The sequence below is a fragment of the [Mycobacterium] manitobense genome, from assembly GCF_025821665.1.
Lineage (GTDB): Bacteria > Actinomycetota > Actinomycetes > Mycobacteriales > Mycobacteriaceae > Mycobacterium > Mycobacterium arseniciresistens.
This window is the reverse complement of the sequence record NZ_JACKSJ010000237.1, coordinates 1-17,632: the sequence shown is the minus strand read 5'-3', so window position 1 is coordinate 17,632 and position 17,632 is coordinate 1. Positions and strand designations below refer to the sequence as shown.

The following is a 17,632-nucleotide window of genomic DNA, read 5'->3' as shown; positions in this document are numbered from 1 at the left end:
CACCCGCTACCCCCAGCGGCCCGAGGCCGCCCGCGCCGAAGGCCCCGCCGCGGGACGCGCCGGTGGTCCTTCCCCGGTGCGTGCCGAGCCGTCGCGCCGTCCGCCGCAGGCCCGCAACGCCAGGCAGTCGCCGCACTTCCAGCGCTGACCTTCCGCGGTTGTCGGGCGGCCTACGCCGCCAAGTAACCTGTCGGCATGACCCGCCCCGTCGCACTGATCACCGGACCGACGTCCGGACTGGGTGCGGGATTCGCCCGTCGCTACGCCGTCGACGGCTACGACCTGGTGCTCGTCGCCCGTGACGCGGACCGCCTCGAACAGCTCGCGTCGGAGTTGCGCGCCGAGGCAGGCTCCACCGTCGAGGTGATCCCGGCCGACCTCGCCGTCGCCGACGACCGCGCCAAGGTCGCCGACCGGCTCGCCGCGGGGGTCCAGGTACTGGTCAACAACGCCGGGTTCGGCACCGCGGGCGAGTTCTGGGCCGCCGACCTCGCGCTGCTGCAGTCCCAGCTGGACGTCAACGTCACCGCGGTGATGCAGCTGACGCACGCGGCGCTGCCGCCCATGCTCGCCGACCACCGCGGCACCGTGATCAACGTCGCCAGCGTCGCGGGACTGCTGCCCGGCCGCGGATCGACGTACTCGGCGTCCAAGGCCTGGGTGATCGCATTCAGCGAGGGGCTGGCCAACGGCCTCGGCGGCACCGGCGTCGGCGTGCACGCGCTGTGTCCTGGCTTCGTGCGCACCGAATTCCACGCCCGCGCAGGCATCGAGATGGCGGGCACCCCGTCGTTCCTGTGGCTCGAGGTCGACGACGTGGTGCGGGACTGCCTGGTCGGCGTCGCGAAGGACAAGGTCGTCATCGTGCCGGGTGTGCAGTACAAGGCGCTCACCACCGGTGGCCGGGTGGTTCCGCGAAACCTGGTGCGCGCCATGACGAAAGTGGTGGGCAAGGGCCGTGGCAGGACCTGACGCCGACCGTGAACACCAGTGCGTAGGCTGATCGCGCTCGTTGCGGCCGTGCTCCTCACCGCGGTGTCCGGTTGCTCCGATGACGCTGCGACCGACGAGAACCACTACGGCGCACAGGCCGCGGCCATCGGTGAGTCGCAGTCGGTGCTGGGCTGGAACCTCTCGGTGGCGAACCTGCGGTTCGACGGCGACTTCGTGCTGGTCGACGTCGACGCCGCCCGCAACGCCGACGACGCCGCCCCCGCGGACAGCCTGCGCTTCGGTCTCTACGGCGCCCTGTACCACCCGATCGAGGCCAACGCGGTCGGCGGCTGCCGAGACGCCGCGACGCTGGACATCCGGCCCGCAGCGGCCCCGACCCCCGACCGGCTCAGCGGCACCGTCTGTCTGGGTCCGATGCGCGACCAGAGCCAGGTGCGCGGTGTCTACGTCTATTCGCCCAAGGACCGGGTGCCCGGCACCACCGTCGCCTATCCCGCCGCGTTCCCGGTCGGGCTGGTGCCGACCCCCGGCACGGACACCGGGCTGAGCCTGAAGACCACCAGCGTCGACGCCTTCGACGCCGACGGCGCGCAGATCGCCCCGACCGCCATCGGTGAGCCGGACGCGTTCACCGGCGACGGCTACATGCTGATGGGACTGGATATCACCAGCGTTTCGACCCGCTACCGCGACGACGCCGTGCGGCGCGGCGGCCCGCTGATGGTGGTCGTCGGACCCACGCTCCCGCCGCCGGGACTGAGCTATGCGTGCTCGACATACGGGTCCTCGGTGCTGGTGCTGCCGGATTCCTCACGGGACGCGGTCGCACTCAACGCGTCGCTGTGCACGCAGGGCGACATGAACGCCGCGCTGCTCTACGCCACGGTCTCGGTGGTCGGTACCCACGCCGCGCTGTGGACCACCCGTGGCTGACTCCGACGCGCCGGGACCCACCGAGTGGCACGCGGCGCCCGGGGTCGGGCCGTGGCCCGGGCCCGCGCCCACCGACCCGCACTACGACCCGGACCTGCTGCGCGACGGCGACACCCGCAACGTCGTCGACGCCTACCGGTACTGGACGCGCGACGCGATCGTCGCCGACATCGACCGGCGTCGCCATCCGCTACACATCGCGATCGAGAACTTCGGCAACGACGCCAACATCGGCGCGGTGGTGCGCACGGCCAACGCGTTCGCCGTCGACACCGTGCACATCGTCGGCCGCCGGCGCTGGAACCGCCGCGGCGCCATGGTGACCGACCGCTACCAGCGGCTGCGCCACCACGACAGCACCGCCGAACTGCTGGCGTTCGCGGCGGACGCCGGCCTGACCGTCGTCGCGGTCGACAACGTCCCGGGCGCGACCCGCCTCGAGCAGGCGACCCTGCCGCGGCACTGCCTGCTCATCTTCGGGCAGGAAGGCCCAGGCATCACCGAGGATGCGAAAGCCGGTGCGGCGTCAACTGTCTCGATTGCACAGTTCGGTTCGACCCGCAGCATCAACGCCGCCGTGGCCGCCGGTATCGCCATGCACGCCTGGGTCGTCCAGCACGCCGACCTCGGCCTGGCCTGGTAGCGGCGCGCTGCGCAGCAACAGCCACACGCCGAGTGCCGACACCAGCATCAGCACCGCGCCGACGCCGGAGGCGAAGGCCAGCCCGGAGGTGAACGCCTCCTGCGCGGCGGTGCGCAGCGCATCACCCTGGCCGGCGGGCAGTCCTTCGGAGACCTGTACCGCGGCGGCCAGCGAGTCCTGGGCGTGCGCGGCCGCGGCCGCCGGAATGCCGGGCGGCACGATGAACCCGCGGTAGACGCCGGTGACGATCGACCCGAGGACGGCGATGCCCAGCGCCATGCCGAGTTCGTAGGCGGTCTCGGACACCGCGGCCGCCGCGCCCGCGCGTTCCTTGGGCACGCTGGCCAGGATGACGTCGCTGGCGACGGTGAAGGCGAGCCCGAGCCCGACGCCGACGATGAACAACGTCACGCCCAGTTGCGGATACGGCGTGTCGGGGCGGATCAGCGTCAGCGTCGCCATCGCCAGCCCGACCATCGTCAGGCCCGCCGTCAGCACCGCCCGCCGGCTCAGGTACCGCACCGCGACACCGGCCAGCACGCCGAACACCGTGGCCGCCACCGCCGCAGGCACCTCGGCCAGCCCGGCCTGCAGCGGACCGTACCCCTTCACCAGCTGGAAGAACTGCGAGAGGAAGAATACCAGGCCCGAAAGCCCCAGCACGGAGAGCAGATTCGCGCCGACCACACCGGAGAATGCGCGGTTGGCGAACAGTCGTACGTCGATCAGCGGGCTGGGCAGCCGCAACTGGCGCCGGACGAACCAGGTCAGCGCCGCGGCGCCGAGCACCGCCGCGACCGCACTGTCGATCCGGAAACCATGCGCGGCAGTCTCTTTGATGGCGTAGACGACGGCGAGGATGCCCGCCATCGACAGCCCGACCGACGGCAGGTCCCACGGACCGGGGTGCAGATTGCGGTGCTCCGGGAGCAGCAGCACGCCGCCGACCACCAGCACGACCATCACCGGCACGTTGATCAGGAAGACCGAGCCCCACCAGAAGTGCTCGAGCAGCACACCGCCCAGCACGGGGCCGAGCGCCGCGCCCGCGGAGAACGTCGCCGCCCAGATGCCGACGGCCAGTGAACGTTCGCGGGGTTCGGCGAAGATGGTCCGTATGAGCGCCAGCGTGGCAGGCGCCAGCGTCGCCCCGGCCACACCCTGAAGCGCGCGGCCCGCGATCAGCAGTTCGGCGGTCGGCGCGTAGGCGGTCAGCGCGGAGACGGCGCCGAATCCGATCGCACCGAAGAGCAGCAGTCTGCGCTGCCCGATCCGGTCGCCGAGGCTGCCCATCGTGATGAGGAGGCTGGCCAGGACGAAGGAGTAGATGTCACCGATCCAGAGGATCTCGGTGGCGGTGGCGCCGAGGTCGCGGCTGATGAAGGGGGTGGCCAGCGCCAGCACCGTGCCGTCGATGCCGATCAGCAGCACCGCCAGGGTCAGGATGCCCAACGCGAACCAGCGGCGGCTCATGGGGTCTTCACTCCGTTCAGCAGTAGTTCGGTGATCATCCGGTTGAAGTCGCGGGCCGGCACCCGGCCCACCTGGCTTGCCCAGCCGTAGCCGGCGACCAGGCTGTAGAGCGCCTCGGTCAGCCACGCGGCGGTGAGGTCGGGACGGAACTCCCCGGCGCGCTGGCCTCGCTCGAACAGCCGGGTCATCTCGGCGTCGACCTCGGCCCAGCCCTCGAGCGAGGCGTCCATGTCGACGTCCTGGCTCTGGCTGTAGAGCAGCGCGAGATACGGCGACACCGGCTCGCACGCGGCCACCAGCCTGCGCAGCGCGTCTGTGGCCGAATCGTCCTGTAGCCGTGCGGTGTCCAGGGCGCCGCGCATCTCGGCGATGGCGAGGTCGTCGAGCGCGGCGAGCAGGGCCGGCTTGCCGGCGAAGTGCCGGTGCAGCGTGGCGCGGCTGACGCCGACGGCCGCGGCGATCTCGTCCTGGGTGGCGTTGGGCCGGCGTCCGAGGAAGTCCGCGGCCGCCCGCAGCAGGTGTTCACGATCGACGGCCATGAGACGACTATAGCGCGAATGAGACGAATTTGTCTCACGGCATTACGCCGAGCGACCCTCCCGCGAACCGCCCGGTGAGGCAGGATCAATGCCATGGATCAGCTGTGGGCCAATCGCGCGGAGAGCGCCGAAGCCGCGATCACCAAGCGCCATCTCAAAAGACTGTGGGGCCTGCCCGGCACCCAGCTCGGGGTGGTGGCCTGGCCGTCGGCGCGGCGCTACTCGTGGTTCGGCACCTGGCACTACTGGTGGCAGGCCCATCTGCTGGACTGCCTCGTCGACGCGCAGGTGCGCGACCCGCAACCGGAGCGGCAGGCCCGGATCGCCCGCCAGATCCGGGCACATCGGCTGCGCAACAACGGCTCCTGGGTCAACGACTACTACGACGACATGGCCTGGCTGGCCCTTTCCCTGGAACGGGCCTGCCGGCTGGCCGGAGTGGAGAAGCCGCGGGCGCTCAAGAAACTCGCCGATCAGCTGGTCAACGCCTGGGTGCCCGAGGACGGCGGCGGCATCCCATGGCGCAAGCAGGACCAGTTCTTCAACGCCCCGGCGAACGGCCCGGCCGCGATCTTCCTGGCGCGCTACGACGACCGGTTGCGCCGCGCCCAGCAGATGGCGGACTGGATCGACGAGGTGCTCATCGACCCCGACAGCCACCTCGTCTTCGACGGCATCAAGGCCGGTTCGCTGGTGCGCGCGCAGTACACCTACTGCCAGGGCGTCGTGCTCGGACTCGAGGTGGAACTCGCGGCACGCACCCAGGACGACGACCACGCACCCCGGGTGCACCGGCTCGTCGACGCCGTCGGCGAGCACATGGCGCCCGACGGGGTGCTCAAGGGGGCGGGCGGCGGCGACGGCGGCCTGTTCCACGGCATCCTGGCGCGCTACCTGGCGCTGGTCGCCACCGACCTGCCGCAGCGCACCCCCGAGGACGCCGCCGCCCGCGCCACCGCCCGCGATCTGGTGCTGACTTCGGCGCAGGCCGCCTGGGACAACCGGCAGACCGTCGACGGGCTGCCGCTGTTCGGCGCGTTCTGGGAGCGCACCGCCGAGGTGCCGACGCTCGCAGGTAAGGAAGCGGAATTCGTCGAGGGCGCCGTCAACGCCTCCGAGATCCCCGAGCGCGACCTGTCCGTGCAGCTGTCGGGCTGGATGCTGATGGAGGCCGCGCACACCGTCGCCGAATCGCAGGCCCCCACGCAGTGACGACGGCCTTCCCGAAGATCGTCCGCCTGCTGCCGACCCGGTTCAGCCGGGACCCCAGCACACCGCGATCCACCGAGAACACCGCGGCCGCACTGCTGCTGCTGTTCACCCTGCTGGCCATCGGTTGGGCGAATTCGCCGTGGGCAGAGACCTATTCGGCGTTCTGGGACACCGACGTCGGGTTGAGCTTCGGCGAACACCACACCGAGATGTCGGTAAAGCACCTGGTCAACGACGGCCTGATGGCGTTCTTCTTCTTCATCGTCGGCCTCGAGGTCAAGGCCGAGTTCGCGATCGGCGAGCTGACCGACCGATCGCGCGCCGCGGTGCCGGTGGTCGCCGCCGTTGCCGGGCTGATCCTGCCCGCCGTGATCTTCCTGGCCTTCAACCCCTCCGGCGACGACGCCCAGGCCTGGGGTGTGGTGATCTCCACCGACACCGCGTTCCTGGTCGGCGCACTGGCGGTGATCAAGCCGAAATTCCCCGCGCGGCTGCGCATCTTCCTGCTGACCCTTGCGGTGGTCGACGACGTCGGCGCGCTCGGCGCGATCGCGCTGTTCTACACCGACGACCTGCGGGTGACCCCGCTGATCGTCGCCATCGTGCTGATCGGCGCCCTTGCCGGGGTGCGGTTCCTGCCCCGGCTGCGCGGCCCGGCCTACGCCGCGCTGGGCTTCGCGCTGTGGATCGCGCTGTACATCGCCCACGTGCACCCCACCCTCGCCGGCGTCGCCGTCGCGCTGCTGATCCCCGTCTTCACGCCGGAACGGCGCCAGGTGGAAGAGACCGTCGACCTGATCCGCGCGTTCCGCCAGTCACCCAACCCCGAGTACGCCCGCGCGGTCACCCGCGGACTGCGCGAGTCGATCTCGATCAACGAGCGCCTGCAGACCGCCGTCGGCCCGTACGTCTCGTTCCTGGTGCTGCCGATATTCGCGCTGGCCAACGCGGGCGTCCGACTCGACGAGGCGACCGTCATGGCCGCGCTGCAATCCACCCTGATGTGGGGCATCGTCGCGGGTCTGGTGCTCGGCAAGTTCGTCGGCATCACCGCGGCCACCGCCCTGATGCGGGCCACCGGCCTCGGCCAGCTCTCGCCGGGGATGTCGCTGCGCCGGGTGGCCGGCGGCGCGCTGCTCTCCGGCATCGGGTTCACCATCTCGCTGTTCATCGTCGACCTCGCCATCGACGACCCGCTGAAGCAGGACGAGGCGCGCGTCGGCGTGCTGATCGCCTCGGTGCTGGCCTTCGTGCTGGGGTGGGCGTTCTTCCGCATCACCGACCTGATCAGCCCTCCGGAGGCGGTCGGCATGAAGCTCGTCCGCCCGATCGACCCCGACCGCGACCACGTCAAGGGACGGCCGGACGCGCCGCTCAGCCTCGTCGAGTACGGCGACTACGAATGCCCGTTCTGCAGCAGGGCCACCGGGGCGATCGACGAGGTGCGGGCACACTTCGGCGACCGGCTCATCTACGTGTGGCGGCACCTGCCGCTGGAGCGGGCACATCCGCGGGCGTTCGACGCCGCCCGGGCTGTTGAGGGCGCCGCCCTGCAGGGCAAGTTCTGGGAGATGGGCCGCGAACTGTTCGCCCACCAGGACGACCTGGAGTGGTCGGACATGTACCGCTACGCGGTCGGCGTCGGCCTCGACATCGAGCGTTTCGACCAGGACGTGCGGGTGCACGCGTCGAAGGTGCTGCACCGGGTGCAGGACGACGCGCAGGACGCCGAGGTGATGGACCTGAACTCCACCCCGACGTTCTTCGTCAACGGCAAGCGGCACAAGGGCCCGTGGGATGCGGCCAGCCTGATCCGCGCGCTGGAAGCCGGCCGCGGAGGCGATGTGACCGAGGCTCCGCGCTGAGCACCCGCCCAGTACCGTGGTCGGCGTGAGGGACGTGTTCGCCGACCTGCTCGCGGTCTGGCGCGACGGCGGCACCGCGGGGGTCGCGACGGTGGTCCGGACGTTCCGCTCGGCCCCGCGCCCGCCCGGCGCGTCGATGGTGGTGGCGCCCGACGGCACGGTCAGCGGTTCGGTGTCGGGCGGCTGCGTCGAGGGCGCGGTGTACGAGCTGGCCGGTGAGGTCGTCGCCGACGGCACGCCGCGGCTGCAGCGCTACGGCGTCAGCGACGACGACGCCTTCGCCGTCGGTCTGACGTGCGGCGGCATCCTGGACGTGTTCGTCGAGGCCGTCTCGCAACACACGTTCCCCGATTTCGACGAGGTGGTCGAGGACATCGAGGCCCATCGCCCGGTGGCGACCGCGACCGTCGTCACCCATCCCGACCCGTCGTGGGTGGGACGGCGGCTGGTGGTCCGGCCCGACTCCGCAGACACTCCCGTCACGGGCACGCTCGGGTCGGCCCGGGCGGACGCGGCGGTCACCGACGACGCCCGCGGGCTGCTGGACGCAGGCCGCAGCGAGGTGCTGACCTTCGGACCCGACGGCGAGCGGCGCGGCGTGGGCATGGAGGTGTTCGTCGCCGGCCACGCACCCCGGCCGCGGATGCTGGTGTTCGGGGCGATCGACTTCGCCGCGGCGGTGGCCCGGCAGGGCTCGCTGCTCGGCTACCGCGTCACGGTGTGCGACGCCCGGGCGGTGTTCGCCACTCCCGCGCGGTTCCCGACCGCCGACGACGTGGTGGTCGAGTGGCCGAACCGCTACCTGGCGGCGCAGGCCGAGGCGGGCGCCGTCGACGGCCGCACGGTGATCTGCGTGCTCACCCACGACCCCAAGTTCGACGTGCCGCTGCTCGAGGTGGCGCTGCGGCTGCCGGAGATCGGCTACATCGGCGCGATGGGGTCGCGGCGCACGCACACCGACCGGCTCGACCGGCTGCGGGCGGCCGGTCTCACCGACGCCGAACTGGCACGACTGGCCAGCCCGATCGGCCTCGACCTCGGCGCACGCACCCCTGAGGAGACCGCGGTGTCGATCGCGGCCGAGATCGTCGCGCGGCGCTGGGGCGGCACCGGGCGTCCGCTCGGCGCCACCGGCGGCCCCATCCATCACGAGCACGACGAACCCAGCGTCTTGCCTTCATGATCGGCCAGAGACGACACTGAGCGGTATGGAACAGTACCGCCGCGGCGACCTGGTGTTCGACGTCAAGGACGTGGGTCCCCCCGACGGGCCGGTGGTGGTGCTGCTGCACGGCTTCCCGCAGCACAACGACAGCTGGAACGCCGTCATCGCCCGGCTGAGCGCGCAGGGTTTCCGCTGCCTGGCGCCCAATCAGCGCGGCTACTCGCCCGGCGCCCGGCCTCGGCGGCGGCGCGACTATAAGACCACCGAACTGGTCGCCGACGTCGGCGCGCTGATCGACGCCAGTGGTGCGGACAAGGTGCACGTGGTCGGCCACGACTGGGGCGCCGCCGTCGCCTGGGGTGTCGCATCGGAGTACCCCGACCGGCTCGCCACGGTGTCACCGGTGTCGGTGCCGCACCCCGCGGCGTTCCTTAAGTCCATGCCGACCAGCAAGCAGGGTCTGGCGTCCTGGTACATGTACGTCTTCCAGCTGCCGTGGCTGCCGGAGTTCCTGCTCACCCGCAACGGCGGCGCATTCTCGAGGAAGTCGCTGGAGCGCATCGGCCAGACCCGGGAAGCCGCCGAACGCGACACCCGCGCGATGCTCGAGCCGGGCGCGATGACCGCCGGCCTGAACTGGTACCGCGCCATGCCGTTGACCGACCTGCGACGGGCGAGCGGAAAGATCACCGTGCCGACGATGTACGTCTGGAGCGACAACGACGCGGCGCTGCTGCCCAAGGCCGCCTACGAGACCGAGCGGTACGTTGCGGCGGACTACCGCTTCGAGGTGATGCCCGGCGTCTCGCACTGGATTCCCGAGGAGAAGGCCGACGAGCTGTCGGACCTGCTGCTCGAGTGGTTCGCCGCCCACCCGACCACATGACTCGACACCCGTCGAGTTAAGTTGAGCGGGTGACTGATTCCGGTAAGCCCGAGATCGCGTTCCCGTCCCGCATCGGCGTCTGGTGGGCCAGCGAGACGTGGTCGATCACCGAGGCTCAGGACGTTGCGCGGGAGATCGAGGCGCTCGGCTACGGCTCGCTGTTCATCCCCGAGGTGACGGGCAAGGAATGCCTGACACAGTCGGCGGCCTTCCTGTCGGCGACCGACCGCCTGGTGGTGGGCACCGGCATCGCGAACATCCACATCCGGCTGCCGTCCGCCGCCGAGACCGGCGGCCGCACCCTCAACGCGCAGTATCCCCATCGCTTCGTGCTGGGCCTCGGCGTGAGCCACGCGCCGCTCGTCGAACACGGGATGGGCGGAACGTACGCGAAGCCGTTGGCGACGATGCGCACCTACCTCGACAAGATGGCGGCGGTGTCCGAGGTCATCGAGCCCGGAGTTCCGCGCCCCACCCGGCTGCTGGCCGCGCTCGGCCCCAAGATGATCGAACTCTCGGGCACCCATGCCGACGGCGCGCACCCGTATCTCGTCACACCGGCGCAGACGCAGACCACCCGCGACATCCTCGGGCTGGACAAGTGGATCGTCTCCGAGCAGGCCGTCGCGTTCGGCGGCACCGATGAGGACCAGTTGCAGCGCGCGCACCAGCACCTCGACGTGTACAGCGGGCTGCCGAACTACCGCAACTCGTGGCTACGGCAGGGCTTCGACGAATCCGACCTGGTGCGCGGCGGCTCGGACCGGCTGGCCCGTGGCGTGGTCGGCATGGGCTCGGTCGAGGATGCGGCGGCCTCGGTCACCGCGCACCTGGACGCCGGCGCCGACCACGTGGTGGTGCAGGTGCTCGGGGACAACCCGATGGCCGACCCGCGGCCCGCGCTGAGAGAACTTGCCAAGGTGCTTCCGCTGGGCTGAGCCCTAGTCGTAGATGACGTCGAGCCCCTTGCGCCTCAGATCGGCGAGGCCGTCGCGCATGGACTGCAACTGCTCGGCCGAGTGCCCCACCCAGTCCGTGAGCTCGCCGACGATCTTCACGGGCCGGCGGGTGCGGTAGGAGCGGGTCGGATTGCCGGGCAGCTTCTTGTCGGTGACGTTCGGGTCGTCCTCCAGTTCGCCTTCCGGTTCCACGATGTAGATGCGGCACCGGCCTTCGCCGGCCGCCATCTCGGCTCCCCACACCGCGGCGTCGAGCGTCTGCGTCACGTAGACGTGGTTCATGAGGCGGCCCGCCTGGTAATTCGATTCGCGCCCGGGCACGAGGAGATCGCCCACCGACAGGTCGGCCCTTGTGCCGTGCAGGTACGCACCCGTCGGATGAACCTCGAACGGTTTCGGCGCTTTCGTCACTCTCAACCCCCATAGATCGTTGCTGGCCGGAGGATTGTGCAGCACGAACGGGCCCTTGCGGCAAGCCCCCACCCCTGCCCTAAAGTGAGAGTGGGAAGAGGCGATTCGGCTCGGGCGCTCGGTCGCGAGTGTGAATCTGGCGACGTATTTCGCCGTGAATCGTCGTGACGTTCACACTCGCGTGACGACCAGGCCTAGTCGGCGGCCGGCTCGATCGGCGGGGCCGGGATGCCGGCGCGGCGGGCCGCGCGGCGCCGCTTGATCCACTCGATCAGCATCGGCAGCACCGACACCAGCACGATCGCGATGAAGATCGGTTCGAGCAGCTTCTGGATGATCTCGAACTGGCCGAGCCAGAAGCCCAGCAGTGTCAGGCCGACGCCCCACACCACCGCACCGAGGATGTTGTACAGCGCGAACACCGGGTAGCTCATCCGGGCCGCGCCCGCCGTGAGCGGTGCGAGCGTCCGCACGATGGGCACGAACCGGGCCATCACGATGGCGAAGGGTCCGCGCTGCTCGAAGAACAGGTGCGCCTCGTCGAGGTAGCGCTGCTTGAGGAAGCGCGCGTCCGGCTTGAACATTGCGGTGCCGATGTTGCGGCCGATCCAGTAACCGACCTGACCGCCCAGGATCGCCGCGATCGGGATGAACACCAGCAGCTGCCAGAGCTGGAAGTCGGGCACTTCTTTGCCCTGTTCGGCCGCCGCGGCGGTGCCCGCGGCGAGCATGCCTGCCACGAACAGCAGAGAATCACCCGGCAGGATCGGGAACAGCACCCCGGACTCGACGAAGATCACCACCAGCAGTCCGACGAGCGCCCAGGTGCCGAAGTACCCGAGCAGGGTCATCGGATCCAGGAATTCGGGCATCAGCGCCAGATGGGTGGTCGGGGTGGTCATGGCACCCCAAGATACCGGCGCGGCCACGGCGTCCCGAAATTCAGCCGCGCGGCCCGGGCCGGTGAACTTCCTGCTAACGGGAATCCATCAGGCTATTCGCATAGCTAGGGTTGTATTCATGCCTACCCACACCGCCGTCCAACTGGCTGCCGTCGGCGAGAAGCTGACCCTCGTCGACGTGGAGACCACCGCCCCCGGGCGTGACCACGTCCGCATCGACGTCGCCGCGTGCGGCGTCTGCGGCACCGACCATGCCTTCGTCAACGGCGCCTTCCCCGGGATGACATGGCCGCTGACGCCGGGTCACGAAGTCGCGGGCACCGTCGCGGAACTCGGCGACGGCGTGGAGGGCTTCGAGGTCGGCGACCGGGTCGCGGTCGGCTGGTTCGGTGGCAACTGCAACCGCTGCGTGCCCTGCCGCAAGGGCTTCTTCATGCAGTGCGAGCGGGGCCAGATTCCCAGCCTGAGCTATCCCGGTGGCTACGCCGAGTCGATCACCGTTCCGGCGACCGCGCTGGCCCGCATCCCCGACGAGTTGTCGTTCGCCGAGGCCGCGCCGATGGGCTGCGCCGGGGTGACCACCTTCAACGCGCTGCGGCAGACCCGCGCCGTGGCCGGCGACCTGGTCGCGGTGCTCGGCATCGGCGGGCTCGGCCACCTCGGTGTGCAGTGGGCCAGGGCGATGGGCTTCGAGACCGTCGCGATCGCCCGCGGCGCAGGCAAGGCCGACGACGCCAAGGCCCTCGGCGCCCACCACTACGTCGACTCCACCGCCGGCGACGTCGGCGAGGCGCTGCAGAAGCTGGGCGGGGCGGCGGTGGTGCTCGCGACGGCGGCCAATTCGCAGGCCATGGCCGACACCGTCGGTGGACTCGCCGCACAGGGCGAGCTGGTCATCGTGGGCGTCACCGCCGACCCGCTGCCGATCAGCCCGATGCAGCTGATCACCCCCGGGCTCACCGTCACCGGCCACCCGTCGGGCACCGCCCGCGACGTCGAGGAGACCATGCACTTCGCCGTGCAGTCCGGCGTGCGGGCGATGATCGAGGAGCGGCCGCTGGCCGAGGCCGCCGAGGCCTACGCGGCGATGGACTCCGGCCGCGCGCGCTACCGCATGGTCCTCACCATGTGACGACTCGCCATGTGGCGCCGGCCGGATCGGCGCATACTGGCCCGTATGCCGATCGCCACGCCCGAGGTGTACGCCGAGATGCTCGGCCGCGCCAAGGAGAACTCGTTCGCTTTTCCCGCCATCAACTGCACGTCGTCGGAGACCGTCAACGCGGCGATCAAGGGCTTCGCCGACGCGGGTAGTGACGGCATCATCCAGTTGTCAACGGGCGGAGCGGAATTCGCTTCCGGTCTGGGTGTCAAGGACATGGTCATCGGTGCCGTTGCGCTCGCGGAGTTCGCGCACGTGATCGCCGAGCGCTACCCGGTGACCGTCGCACTGCACACCGATCACTGTCCGAAGGACAAGCTGGACACCTACGTCCGTCCGCTGCTGGCGATCTCCGCCGAACGCGTGGCGGCCGGTCGTGACCCGCTGTTCCAGTCGCACATGTGGGACGGGTCGGCGGTGCCGATCGACGAGAACCTGTCGATCGCGCGCGAGCTGCTCGCCCAGGCCGTCGCCGCGAAGATCGTGCTGGAGATAGAGATCGGCGTCGTCGGTGGCGAGGAGGACGGCGTCGAGGCCGAGATCAACGACAAGCTCTACACCTCGGCCGAGGACTTCGAGAAGACCGTCGACGCACTCGGAGCCGGCGAGCACGGCAAATACCTGCTGGCCGCCACGTTCGGCAACGTGCACGGCGTCTACAAGCCGGGCAACGTCAAGCTCAAGCCGGAGGTGCTCGCCGAGGGGCAGCGGGTGGCCGCTGCGAGGCTCGGACTCGATTCGCAGGCAAGGCCTTTCGACTTCGTGTTCCACGGCGGCTCGGGATCGCTGAAGTCGGAGATCGAGGACTCGCTGAAGTACGGCGTGGTGAAGATGAACGTCGACACCGACATGCAGTACGCGTTCACCCGGTCGGTGGCCGCGCACATGTTCACCAACTACGACGGCGTCCTCAAGGTCGACGGCGAGGTGGGCAACAAGAAGGTCTACGACCCCCGCAGCTACCTGAAGAAGGCCGAGGCGTCGATGTCGGAGCGCGTCGTCGAGGCGTGCCGGGACCTGCACAGCGACGGCAAGTCGGTCACCGCCGGCTAGTTGGCGGGCGCCTGGCAGATCTTCCACTGGTCGTCGCGGAACTGCAGGTCGAAACTCCTCGTGGAGCGCGTCTGCGGCGCGAAGGCCATGAAGGTGGTGACGTTCGCCTCGGCGTGATCGCCGTTGACCACCACCTGGTCGATGCTCGCGACGACGGGATACTGCTTGGCAGCGGACACCCGGGCGTGCGTGTCGGCCCAGGTCCGGTCGTTGTAGTTGACGTAGCTGTCGCGGGTGGCGCCGCAGGTGATGCTGCGCAGGGTCGCGAGGTCGCCCTTCTGCATGGCGGCGTCGTAGTTCTGGATGGTCGCGCGGACCTGCTCCTCCTGCGACACCCCACCGTCGGACCCGCGGGTGAGCAGCAGAGTGCCGAGGATCGCGATGGCCGCCAGCGCGGCGATCACCAGCACGACGGCCGCGACCCAGCCCCAGCTGCGCTTCTTCGTCGGCTGCGGCGGCCGGGGCTGCTCGCCGCGAGGCGGGATCAGTTGCGGCGTGGCGGCTTTCGGCTGGCCCGCCGCCTCGCCGCCTGTCTGTGCTGCCGAGGTCGCGAACACCTCGGTGGCCGGTTCCTGCGGGCTGTCGATCTTCTGCGTGGTGCCGGCGTCGAAACCGGACGGCGCGGTGAACCGCCGCTCACCGGCCTGCGGATCGGTCTGCGGTTCGGCGGGTTGCGGGGTGGACGCGAAGACCTCGGTCGCCGGCTCGTGATCGTGCTCCACCGGCACCAGGACTGCGTCCTCGGGTTCGGCGTCGTGAGGTTCCGGCTCCCTCGGTGTCGAAGCGATCACCTCGGTGGCCGGCTCGTGCCCGCCGTCCGCCTGCGCGACGTCGATGATCTCGGTCTCGGCGGCGGACTCGCTGGTCGCCTCGTCAGCGCCCGGCGGGTCGTCGTGCTCGGCCGGCGGGGTCTGCTCCTGCGCGTCGGCCGTCGGCCCGGTCGGCTCTTCGCCTCGTTGCGGCCCTGGTGGGTTCGACATCCCTGCTGCTTTCCTCCTCCGCGCGTCCTACGCCGGAAGCTTAACGACCCGGCGGGGGTGATGCCGTGGAGTGCCGCGCCGGGACCACACGGCACAATGGCCTCATGACACGGATGGGCGACCTCCTGGGACCGGAGCCGGTGCTGCTGCCCGGCGACATCGACGCCGAGGCCGAACTGGCTGCCGGCGAGAATCCGTCCATCGTGGCCGCTGCGCATCCCTCGGCATCGGTGGCGTGGGCGACGCTGGCCGAACAGGCGCTGGCCGGCGATCAGGCGGTCGCGGCCTACGCCTACGCCAGGACCGGCTATCACCGGGGCCTGGACCAGCTGCGCCGCAACGGCTGGAAGGGCTTCGGCCCGGTGCCGTTCCGCCATGAGCCCAACCGCGGATTCCTGCGGTGTGTGGCGGCACTGGCCAAGGCCGCCGACACCATCGGCGAGACCGACGAGTACGCCCGTTGCCTGGACCTGCTCGACGACTGCGATCCGTCGGCGCGCGGCGAGTTCGGTCTGGCCTGACCGCATCGCGCGGCCGGGTTACCAGTTGCTGTTCTCGCAGTTGCAGTCGGCGGCGCCCGCAGGCGGCTCCACCTGCACGGTCGCGTGGTCGAGCCCACGGGCGGTCAGCACCGCACGGGCATCGTCGAGCACCCGGGCCGAGTCGGCCTCCGACGTGAGGTGCGCGGTGACCATGTCCTTCCCGGGCACCAGGGTCCACACGTGCAGGTCGTGCACCTCGGTGACGCCGTCGACCGCGCACAGCGCCGAGCGCAGTTCCTCGACGTCGATGTGCTGGGGCGAGGACTCCGACAGGATCCGCAGTGCCGCGCGGGCCAGTGCGAACGCCCGTGGCAGCACCCACAGCGCGACGAATACGGCGACCACCACGTCGGCGTAGGGCCAGGCCGTGGTGACCGTGACGATGCCGGCGATCAGCACGCCGATACTGCCGACGGTGTCCGCCACGACCTCCATGTAGGCGCCCTTGACGGCAAGGCTCTGCTCGGACTGGGAGCGCAGCAGCAGCACCACGATCGCGTTGGCGAGCAGGCCGGCCAGGGCGACCACGATCAGCGGGACACCGGGCACCTCGGGCGCGTCACCGAGCCGCTCGAACGCCTCGTAGAGGATGAACGCCGCCACGCCGAGCAGCAGCACCGCGTTGGCGACGGCGGTGAAGACCTCGGCGCGGTGCCAGCCGTAGGTACGGGCCGGCGACGCGCTGCCGTGCCGGGCGAGCAGTACCGCGGTCAGCCCCATGAACATCGCGACGAGGTCGGTCAGCATGTGGCCGGCGTCGGCGAGCAGCGCGATCGAGTCGATCCACAGCGCGGTGACCAACTCGAGGACGAAGAACGCGGACAGGATCGCGGCGGCGATGATCATCCGGCTGACCCGGGTGTCTCCGCCGCCGTGACTGTGGTCGTGTCCGGCGCCCATTCCAGCAATCTATGCGTAAAGACGCATATATCGCAAGGGCTTGCCTAGAGCCAGGCGGACCAGAAGCGGGTGAGCTGGTTGCCGATCTGGCTCATCTCCGACGGCACGCCCGAGAGCTCGAAGAGCCAGTACACCGCGCCGAAGAACCACTGGTTCAGTTCGGGCACCAGCAGCAGCACCAGCAGGACGAGGAAGCCCCACCCCTTCACCGGCTCGAGCGAGCGCTGGGTGTCGGGGCTCAGGTGCGGTTCGAGTGCGCCGTAGCCGTCGAGCCCCGGCACCGGCAACAGGTTGAGCAGGGCGCCCGTCACCTGCAGGAAGCCCAGGAACGCCATGCCCGCCCAGAACACCGCGTGCGCCGGGTCGTACAGCAGCCGGGTGAGCGTCAGCAGCAGGATCGCGAGCGCCACGTTGGCCGCGGGGCCGGCCAGGCTGACCAGCGTCTTCTGCCGGGCGGTCATCCACGACGTGTGCAGGTAGACCGCACCGCCCGGCAGTCCGATGCCGCCGAGGGCGATGAACAGCACCGGCAGGCCGAGCGACAGCAGGGGATGGGTGTACTTGAGCGGGTTCAGCGTCAGGTACCCGCGCATCTCGACGCTCTTGTCACCGAACCGCCACGCCGTGAAGGCGTGCCCGAACTCGTGCAGGCACAGCGACACCAGCCAGCCGGAGATGACGAACACGAACACACCGGCATAGGCCAGCGGCTCGACGGTGTCGGCGGCCAGCCACGCCAGCACACCGCCCGCCGCGGTGAGAGCGACGATGGCGAGGAAGACCGGGCTCGGCCGCACGGACTGGCGCGGCGTACGGATGCTCACGATTCGACGCTACCGATCTTCGGTAAGAAGGACCCATGACGACGATCGCACCTCCCGCGCCGCCCCCCGCGCTGCCGCCGCCGGTCCCGGCCGGCCCGCCGCCGTCGACGCCGCTGCGCACTGCGGCCCGGCTGCTGCTGGCCGGCGCGATGGTGTTCGCCGGGGGGAGCCACTTGTTCTGGGCACGCAAGGACTTCCAGGCCCAGGTGCCCGACTGGGTGACCAGGGC

General features: G+C 70.5%; 18 protein-coding genes and 1 pseudogene. 12 read left to right on the top strand and 7 right to left on the bottom strand.

Translation table 11 applies throughout. The features are described 5' to 3' along the window. Nucleotides 1-195: 195 nt before the first annotated feature. The 3 genes from H7I41_RS26590 to H7I41_RS26580 are packed head-to-tail and all read left to right on the top strand — an operon-like array spanning nucleotide 196 to nucleotide 2,530. Nucleotides 196-972 carry an SDR family NAD(P)-dependent oxidoreductase gene (locus H7I41_RS26590; RefSeq protein WP_264015640.1) on the top strand — a complete coding sequence of 259 codons (777 nt, stop codon included), beginning with the start codon at nucleotides 196-198 and terminating at the stop codon, nucleotides 970-972. An 18-nt stretch (nucleotides 973-990) separates the two neighbouring features. Continuing rightward, on the top strand, nucleotides 991-1,887 hold the full coding sequence (locus H7I41_RS26585) for a hypothetical protein (RefSeq protein ID WP_264015639.1): 897 nt from the start codon (nucleotides 991-993) through the stop codon (nucleotides 1,885-1,887). Continuing rightward, a complete protein-coding gene (locus H7I41_RS26580) occupies nucleotides 1,880-2,530 on the top strand; it encodes a TrmH family RNA methyltransferase (protein WP_264015638.1) in 651 nt (216 codons plus the stop codon). Before H7I41_RS26585 ends, H7I41_RS26580 begins: the two co-directional genes overlap by 8 nt. Here H7I41_RS26580 and H7I41_RS26575 read toward each other — a convergent pair. Both H7I41_RS26575 and H7I41_RS26570 read right to left on the bottom strand, forming a co-directional pair. Then, the gene (locus H7I41_RS26575; protein ID WP_264015637.1) at nucleotides 2,414-4,003 is read right to left on the bottom strand and encodes an MFS transporter; all 1,590 of its coding nucleotides are present in this window, start codon (nucleotides 4,001-4,003) and stop codon (nucleotides 2,414-2,416) included. The genes H7I41_RS26580 and H7I41_RS26575 overlap by 117 nt on opposite strands. Further along, nucleotides 4,000-4,542, bottom strand: coding sequence for a TetR/AcrR family transcriptional regulator (locus H7I41_RS26570; RefSeq protein ID WP_264015636.1), 543 nt, complete (start codon nucleotides 4,540-4,542; stop codon nucleotides 4,000-4,002). Before H7I41_RS26570 ends, H7I41_RS26575 begins: the two co-directional genes overlap by 4 nt. A 93-nt stretch (nucleotides 4,543-4,635) precedes the next feature. On the opposite strand from H7I41_RS26570, the gene H7I41_RS26565 reads away from it, so the two are divergent. Genes H7I41_RS26565 through H7I41_RS26545 form a run of 5 tightly spaced genes read left to right on the top strand, consistent with a single transcriptional unit; the run spans nucleotide 4,636 to nucleotide 10,608 of the window. Then, a complete protein-coding gene (locus tag H7I41_RS26565) occupies nucleotides 4,636-5,754 on the top strand; it encodes a glycoside hydrolase family 76 protein (protein WP_264015635.1) in 1,119 nt (372 codons plus the stop codon). Further along, a complete protein-coding gene (gene nhaA / locus H7I41_RS26560) occupies nucleotides 5,751-7,619 on the top strand; it encodes a Na+/H+ antiporter NhaA (protein WP_264015634.1) in 1,869 nt (622 codons plus the stop codon). Before H7I41_RS26565 ends, nhaA begins: the two co-directional genes overlap by 4 nt. Nucleotides 7,620-7,644: 25 nt before the next feature. Then, complete coding sequence (locus H7I41_RS26555) at nucleotides 7,645-8,802, top strand: XdhC family protein (RefSeq protein WP_264015632.1); 1,158 nt, start codon at nucleotides 7,645-7,647, stop codon at nucleotides 8,800-8,802. 25 nt (nucleotides 8,803-8,827) lie between these two features. Beyond that, on the top strand, nucleotides 8,828-9,670 hold the full coding sequence (locus H7I41_RS26550) for an alpha/beta fold hydrolase (RefSeq protein WP_264015631.1): 843 nt from the start codon (nucleotides 8,828-8,830) through the stop codon (nucleotides 9,668-9,670). A gap of 29 nt (nucleotides 9,671-9,699) precedes the next feature. Then, nucleotides 9,700-10,608 carry an LLM class F420-dependent oxidoreductase gene (locus H7I41_RS26545; protein ID WP_264015630.1) on the top strand — a complete coding sequence of 303 codons (909 nt, stop codon included), beginning with the start codon at nucleotides 9,700-9,702 and terminating at the stop codon, nucleotides 10,606-10,608. Nucleotides 10,609-10,611: 3 nt separating this feature from the next. Here the strand turns inward: H7I41_RS26545 and arr are convergent, their stop codons facing one another. After that, a complete protein-coding gene (gene arr / locus H7I41_RS26540) occupies nucleotides 10,612-11,040 on the bottom strand; it encodes an NAD(+)--rifampin ADP-ribosyltransferase (RefSeq protein ID WP_264015629.1) in 429 nt (142 codons plus the stop codon). 194 nt (nucleotides 11,041-11,234) lie between these two features. Beyond that, nucleotides 11,235-11,942, bottom strand: a complete 708-nt coding sequence (locus tag H7I41_RS26535) for a VTT domain-containing protein (protein ID WP_264015628.1) — start codon at nucleotides 11,940-11,942, stop codon at nucleotides 11,235-11,237. A 118-nt stretch (nucleotides 11,943-12,060) separates the two neighbouring features. Here H7I41_RS26535 and H7I41_RS26530 point away from each other — a divergent pair, with 118 nt between their 5' ends. Together H7I41_RS26530 and fbaA are read left to right on the top strand one after the other, a co-directional pair. Beyond that, the gene (locus H7I41_RS26530; protein ID WP_264015627.1) at nucleotides 12,061-13,074 is read left to right on the top strand and encodes an alcohol dehydrogenase catalytic domain-containing protein; all 1,014 of its coding nucleotides are present in this window, start codon (nucleotides 12,061-12,063) and stop codon (nucleotides 13,072-13,074) included. 45 nt (nucleotides 13,075-13,119) lie between these two features. Continuing rightward, nucleotides 13,120-14,157: a class II fructose-bisphosphate aldolase gene (gene fbaA, locus H7I41_RS26525; protein WP_264015626.1), complete on the top strand. Its 1,038-nt coding sequence runs from the start codon at nucleotides 13,120-13,122 to the stop codon at nucleotides 14,155-14,157. Here fbaA and H7I41_RS26520 read toward each other — a convergent pair. Further along, nucleotides 14,154-15,137, bottom strand: a complete 984-nt coding sequence (locus H7I41_RS26520; RefSeq protein WP_264015625.1) for an Rv0361 family membrane protein — start codon at nucleotides 15,135-15,137, stop codon at nucleotides 14,154-14,156. The genes fbaA and H7I41_RS26520 overlap by 4 nt on opposite strands. 104 nt (nucleotides 15,138-15,241) lie before the next feature. Here H7I41_RS26520 and H7I41_RS26515 point away from each other — a divergent pair, with 104 nt between their 5' ends. After that, nucleotides 15,242-15,658 (top strand): DUF3151 domain-containing protein, encoded by a 417-nt coding sequence (locus H7I41_RS26515; RefSeq protein ID WP_264015624.1) that lies wholly within the window; start codon nucleotides 15,242-15,244, stop codon nucleotides 15,656-15,658. Nucleotides 15,659-15,676: 18 nt separating this feature from the next. Here the strand turns inward: H7I41_RS26515 and H7I41_RS26510 are convergent, their stop codons facing one another. Beyond that, a complete protein-coding gene (locus H7I41_RS26510) occupies nucleotides 15,677-16,579 on the bottom strand; it encodes a cation diffusion facilitator family transporter (RefSeq protein ID WP_264015623.1) in 903 nt (300 codons plus the stop codon). A gap of 44 nt (nucleotides 16,580-16,623) precedes the next feature. Next, the gene (locus H7I41_RS26505) at nucleotides 16,624-17,403 is read right to left on the bottom strand and encodes a site-2 protease family protein (RefSeq protein WP_264015622.1); all 780 of its coding nucleotides are present in this window, start codon (nucleotides 17,401-17,403) and stop codon (nucleotides 16,624-16,626) included. A 35-nt stretch (nucleotides 17,404-17,438) separates the two neighbouring features. Here H7I41_RS26505 and H7I41_RS26500 point away from each other — a divergent pair. Then, nucleotides 17,439-17,632: pseudogene (locus H7I41_RS26500) on the top strand (hypothetical protein); the annotation flags it as partial.

Bases quoted from the DNA above. Each gene is read 5' to 3' on its own strand.
- H7I41_RS26510 (WP_264015623.1), bottom strand. From the start codon at position 16,579: ATGGGCGCCGGACACGACCACAGTCACGGCGGCGGAGACACCCGGGTC.
- H7I41_RS26550 (WP_264015631.1), top strand. From the start codon at position 8,828: ATGGAACAGTACCGCCGCGGCGACCTGGTGTTCGACGTCAAGGACGTG.
- H7I41_RS26515 (WP_264015624.1), top strand. From the start codon at position 15,242: ATGACACGGATGGGCGACCTCCTGGGACCGGAGCCGGTGCTGCTGCCC.
- H7I41_RS26530 (WP_264015627.1), top strand. From the start codon at position 12,061: ATGCCTACCCACACCGCCGTCCAACTGGCTGCCGTCGGCGAGAAGCTG.
- H7I41_RS26570 (WP_264015636.1), bottom strand. From the start codon at position 4,542: ATGGCCGTCGATCGTGAACACCTGCTGCGGGCGGCCGCGGACTTCCTC.
- fbaA (WP_264015626.1), top strand. From the start codon at position 13,120: ATGCCGATCGCCACGCCCGAGGTGTACGCCGAGATGCTCGGCCGCGCC.
- H7I41_RS26535 (WP_264015628.1), bottom strand. From the start codon at position 11,942: ATGACCACCCCGACCACCCATCTGGCGCTGATGCCCGAATTCCTGGAT.
- H7I41_RS26575 (WP_264015637.1), bottom strand. From the start codon at position 4,003: ATGAGCCGCCGCTGGTTCGCGTTGGGCATCCTGACCCTGGCGGTGCTG.
- H7I41_RS26520 (WP_264015625.1), bottom strand. From the start codon at position 15,137: ATGTCGAACCCACCAGGGCCGCAACGAGGCGAAGAGCCGACCGGGCCG.
- H7I41_RS26590 (WP_264015640.1), top strand. From the start codon at position 196: ATGACCCGCCCCGTCGCACTGATCACCGGACCGACGTCCGGACTGGGT.
- H7I41_RS26565 (WP_264015635.1), top strand. From the start codon at position 4,636: ATGGATCAGCTGTGGGCCAATCGCGCGGAGAGCGCCGAAGCCGCGATC.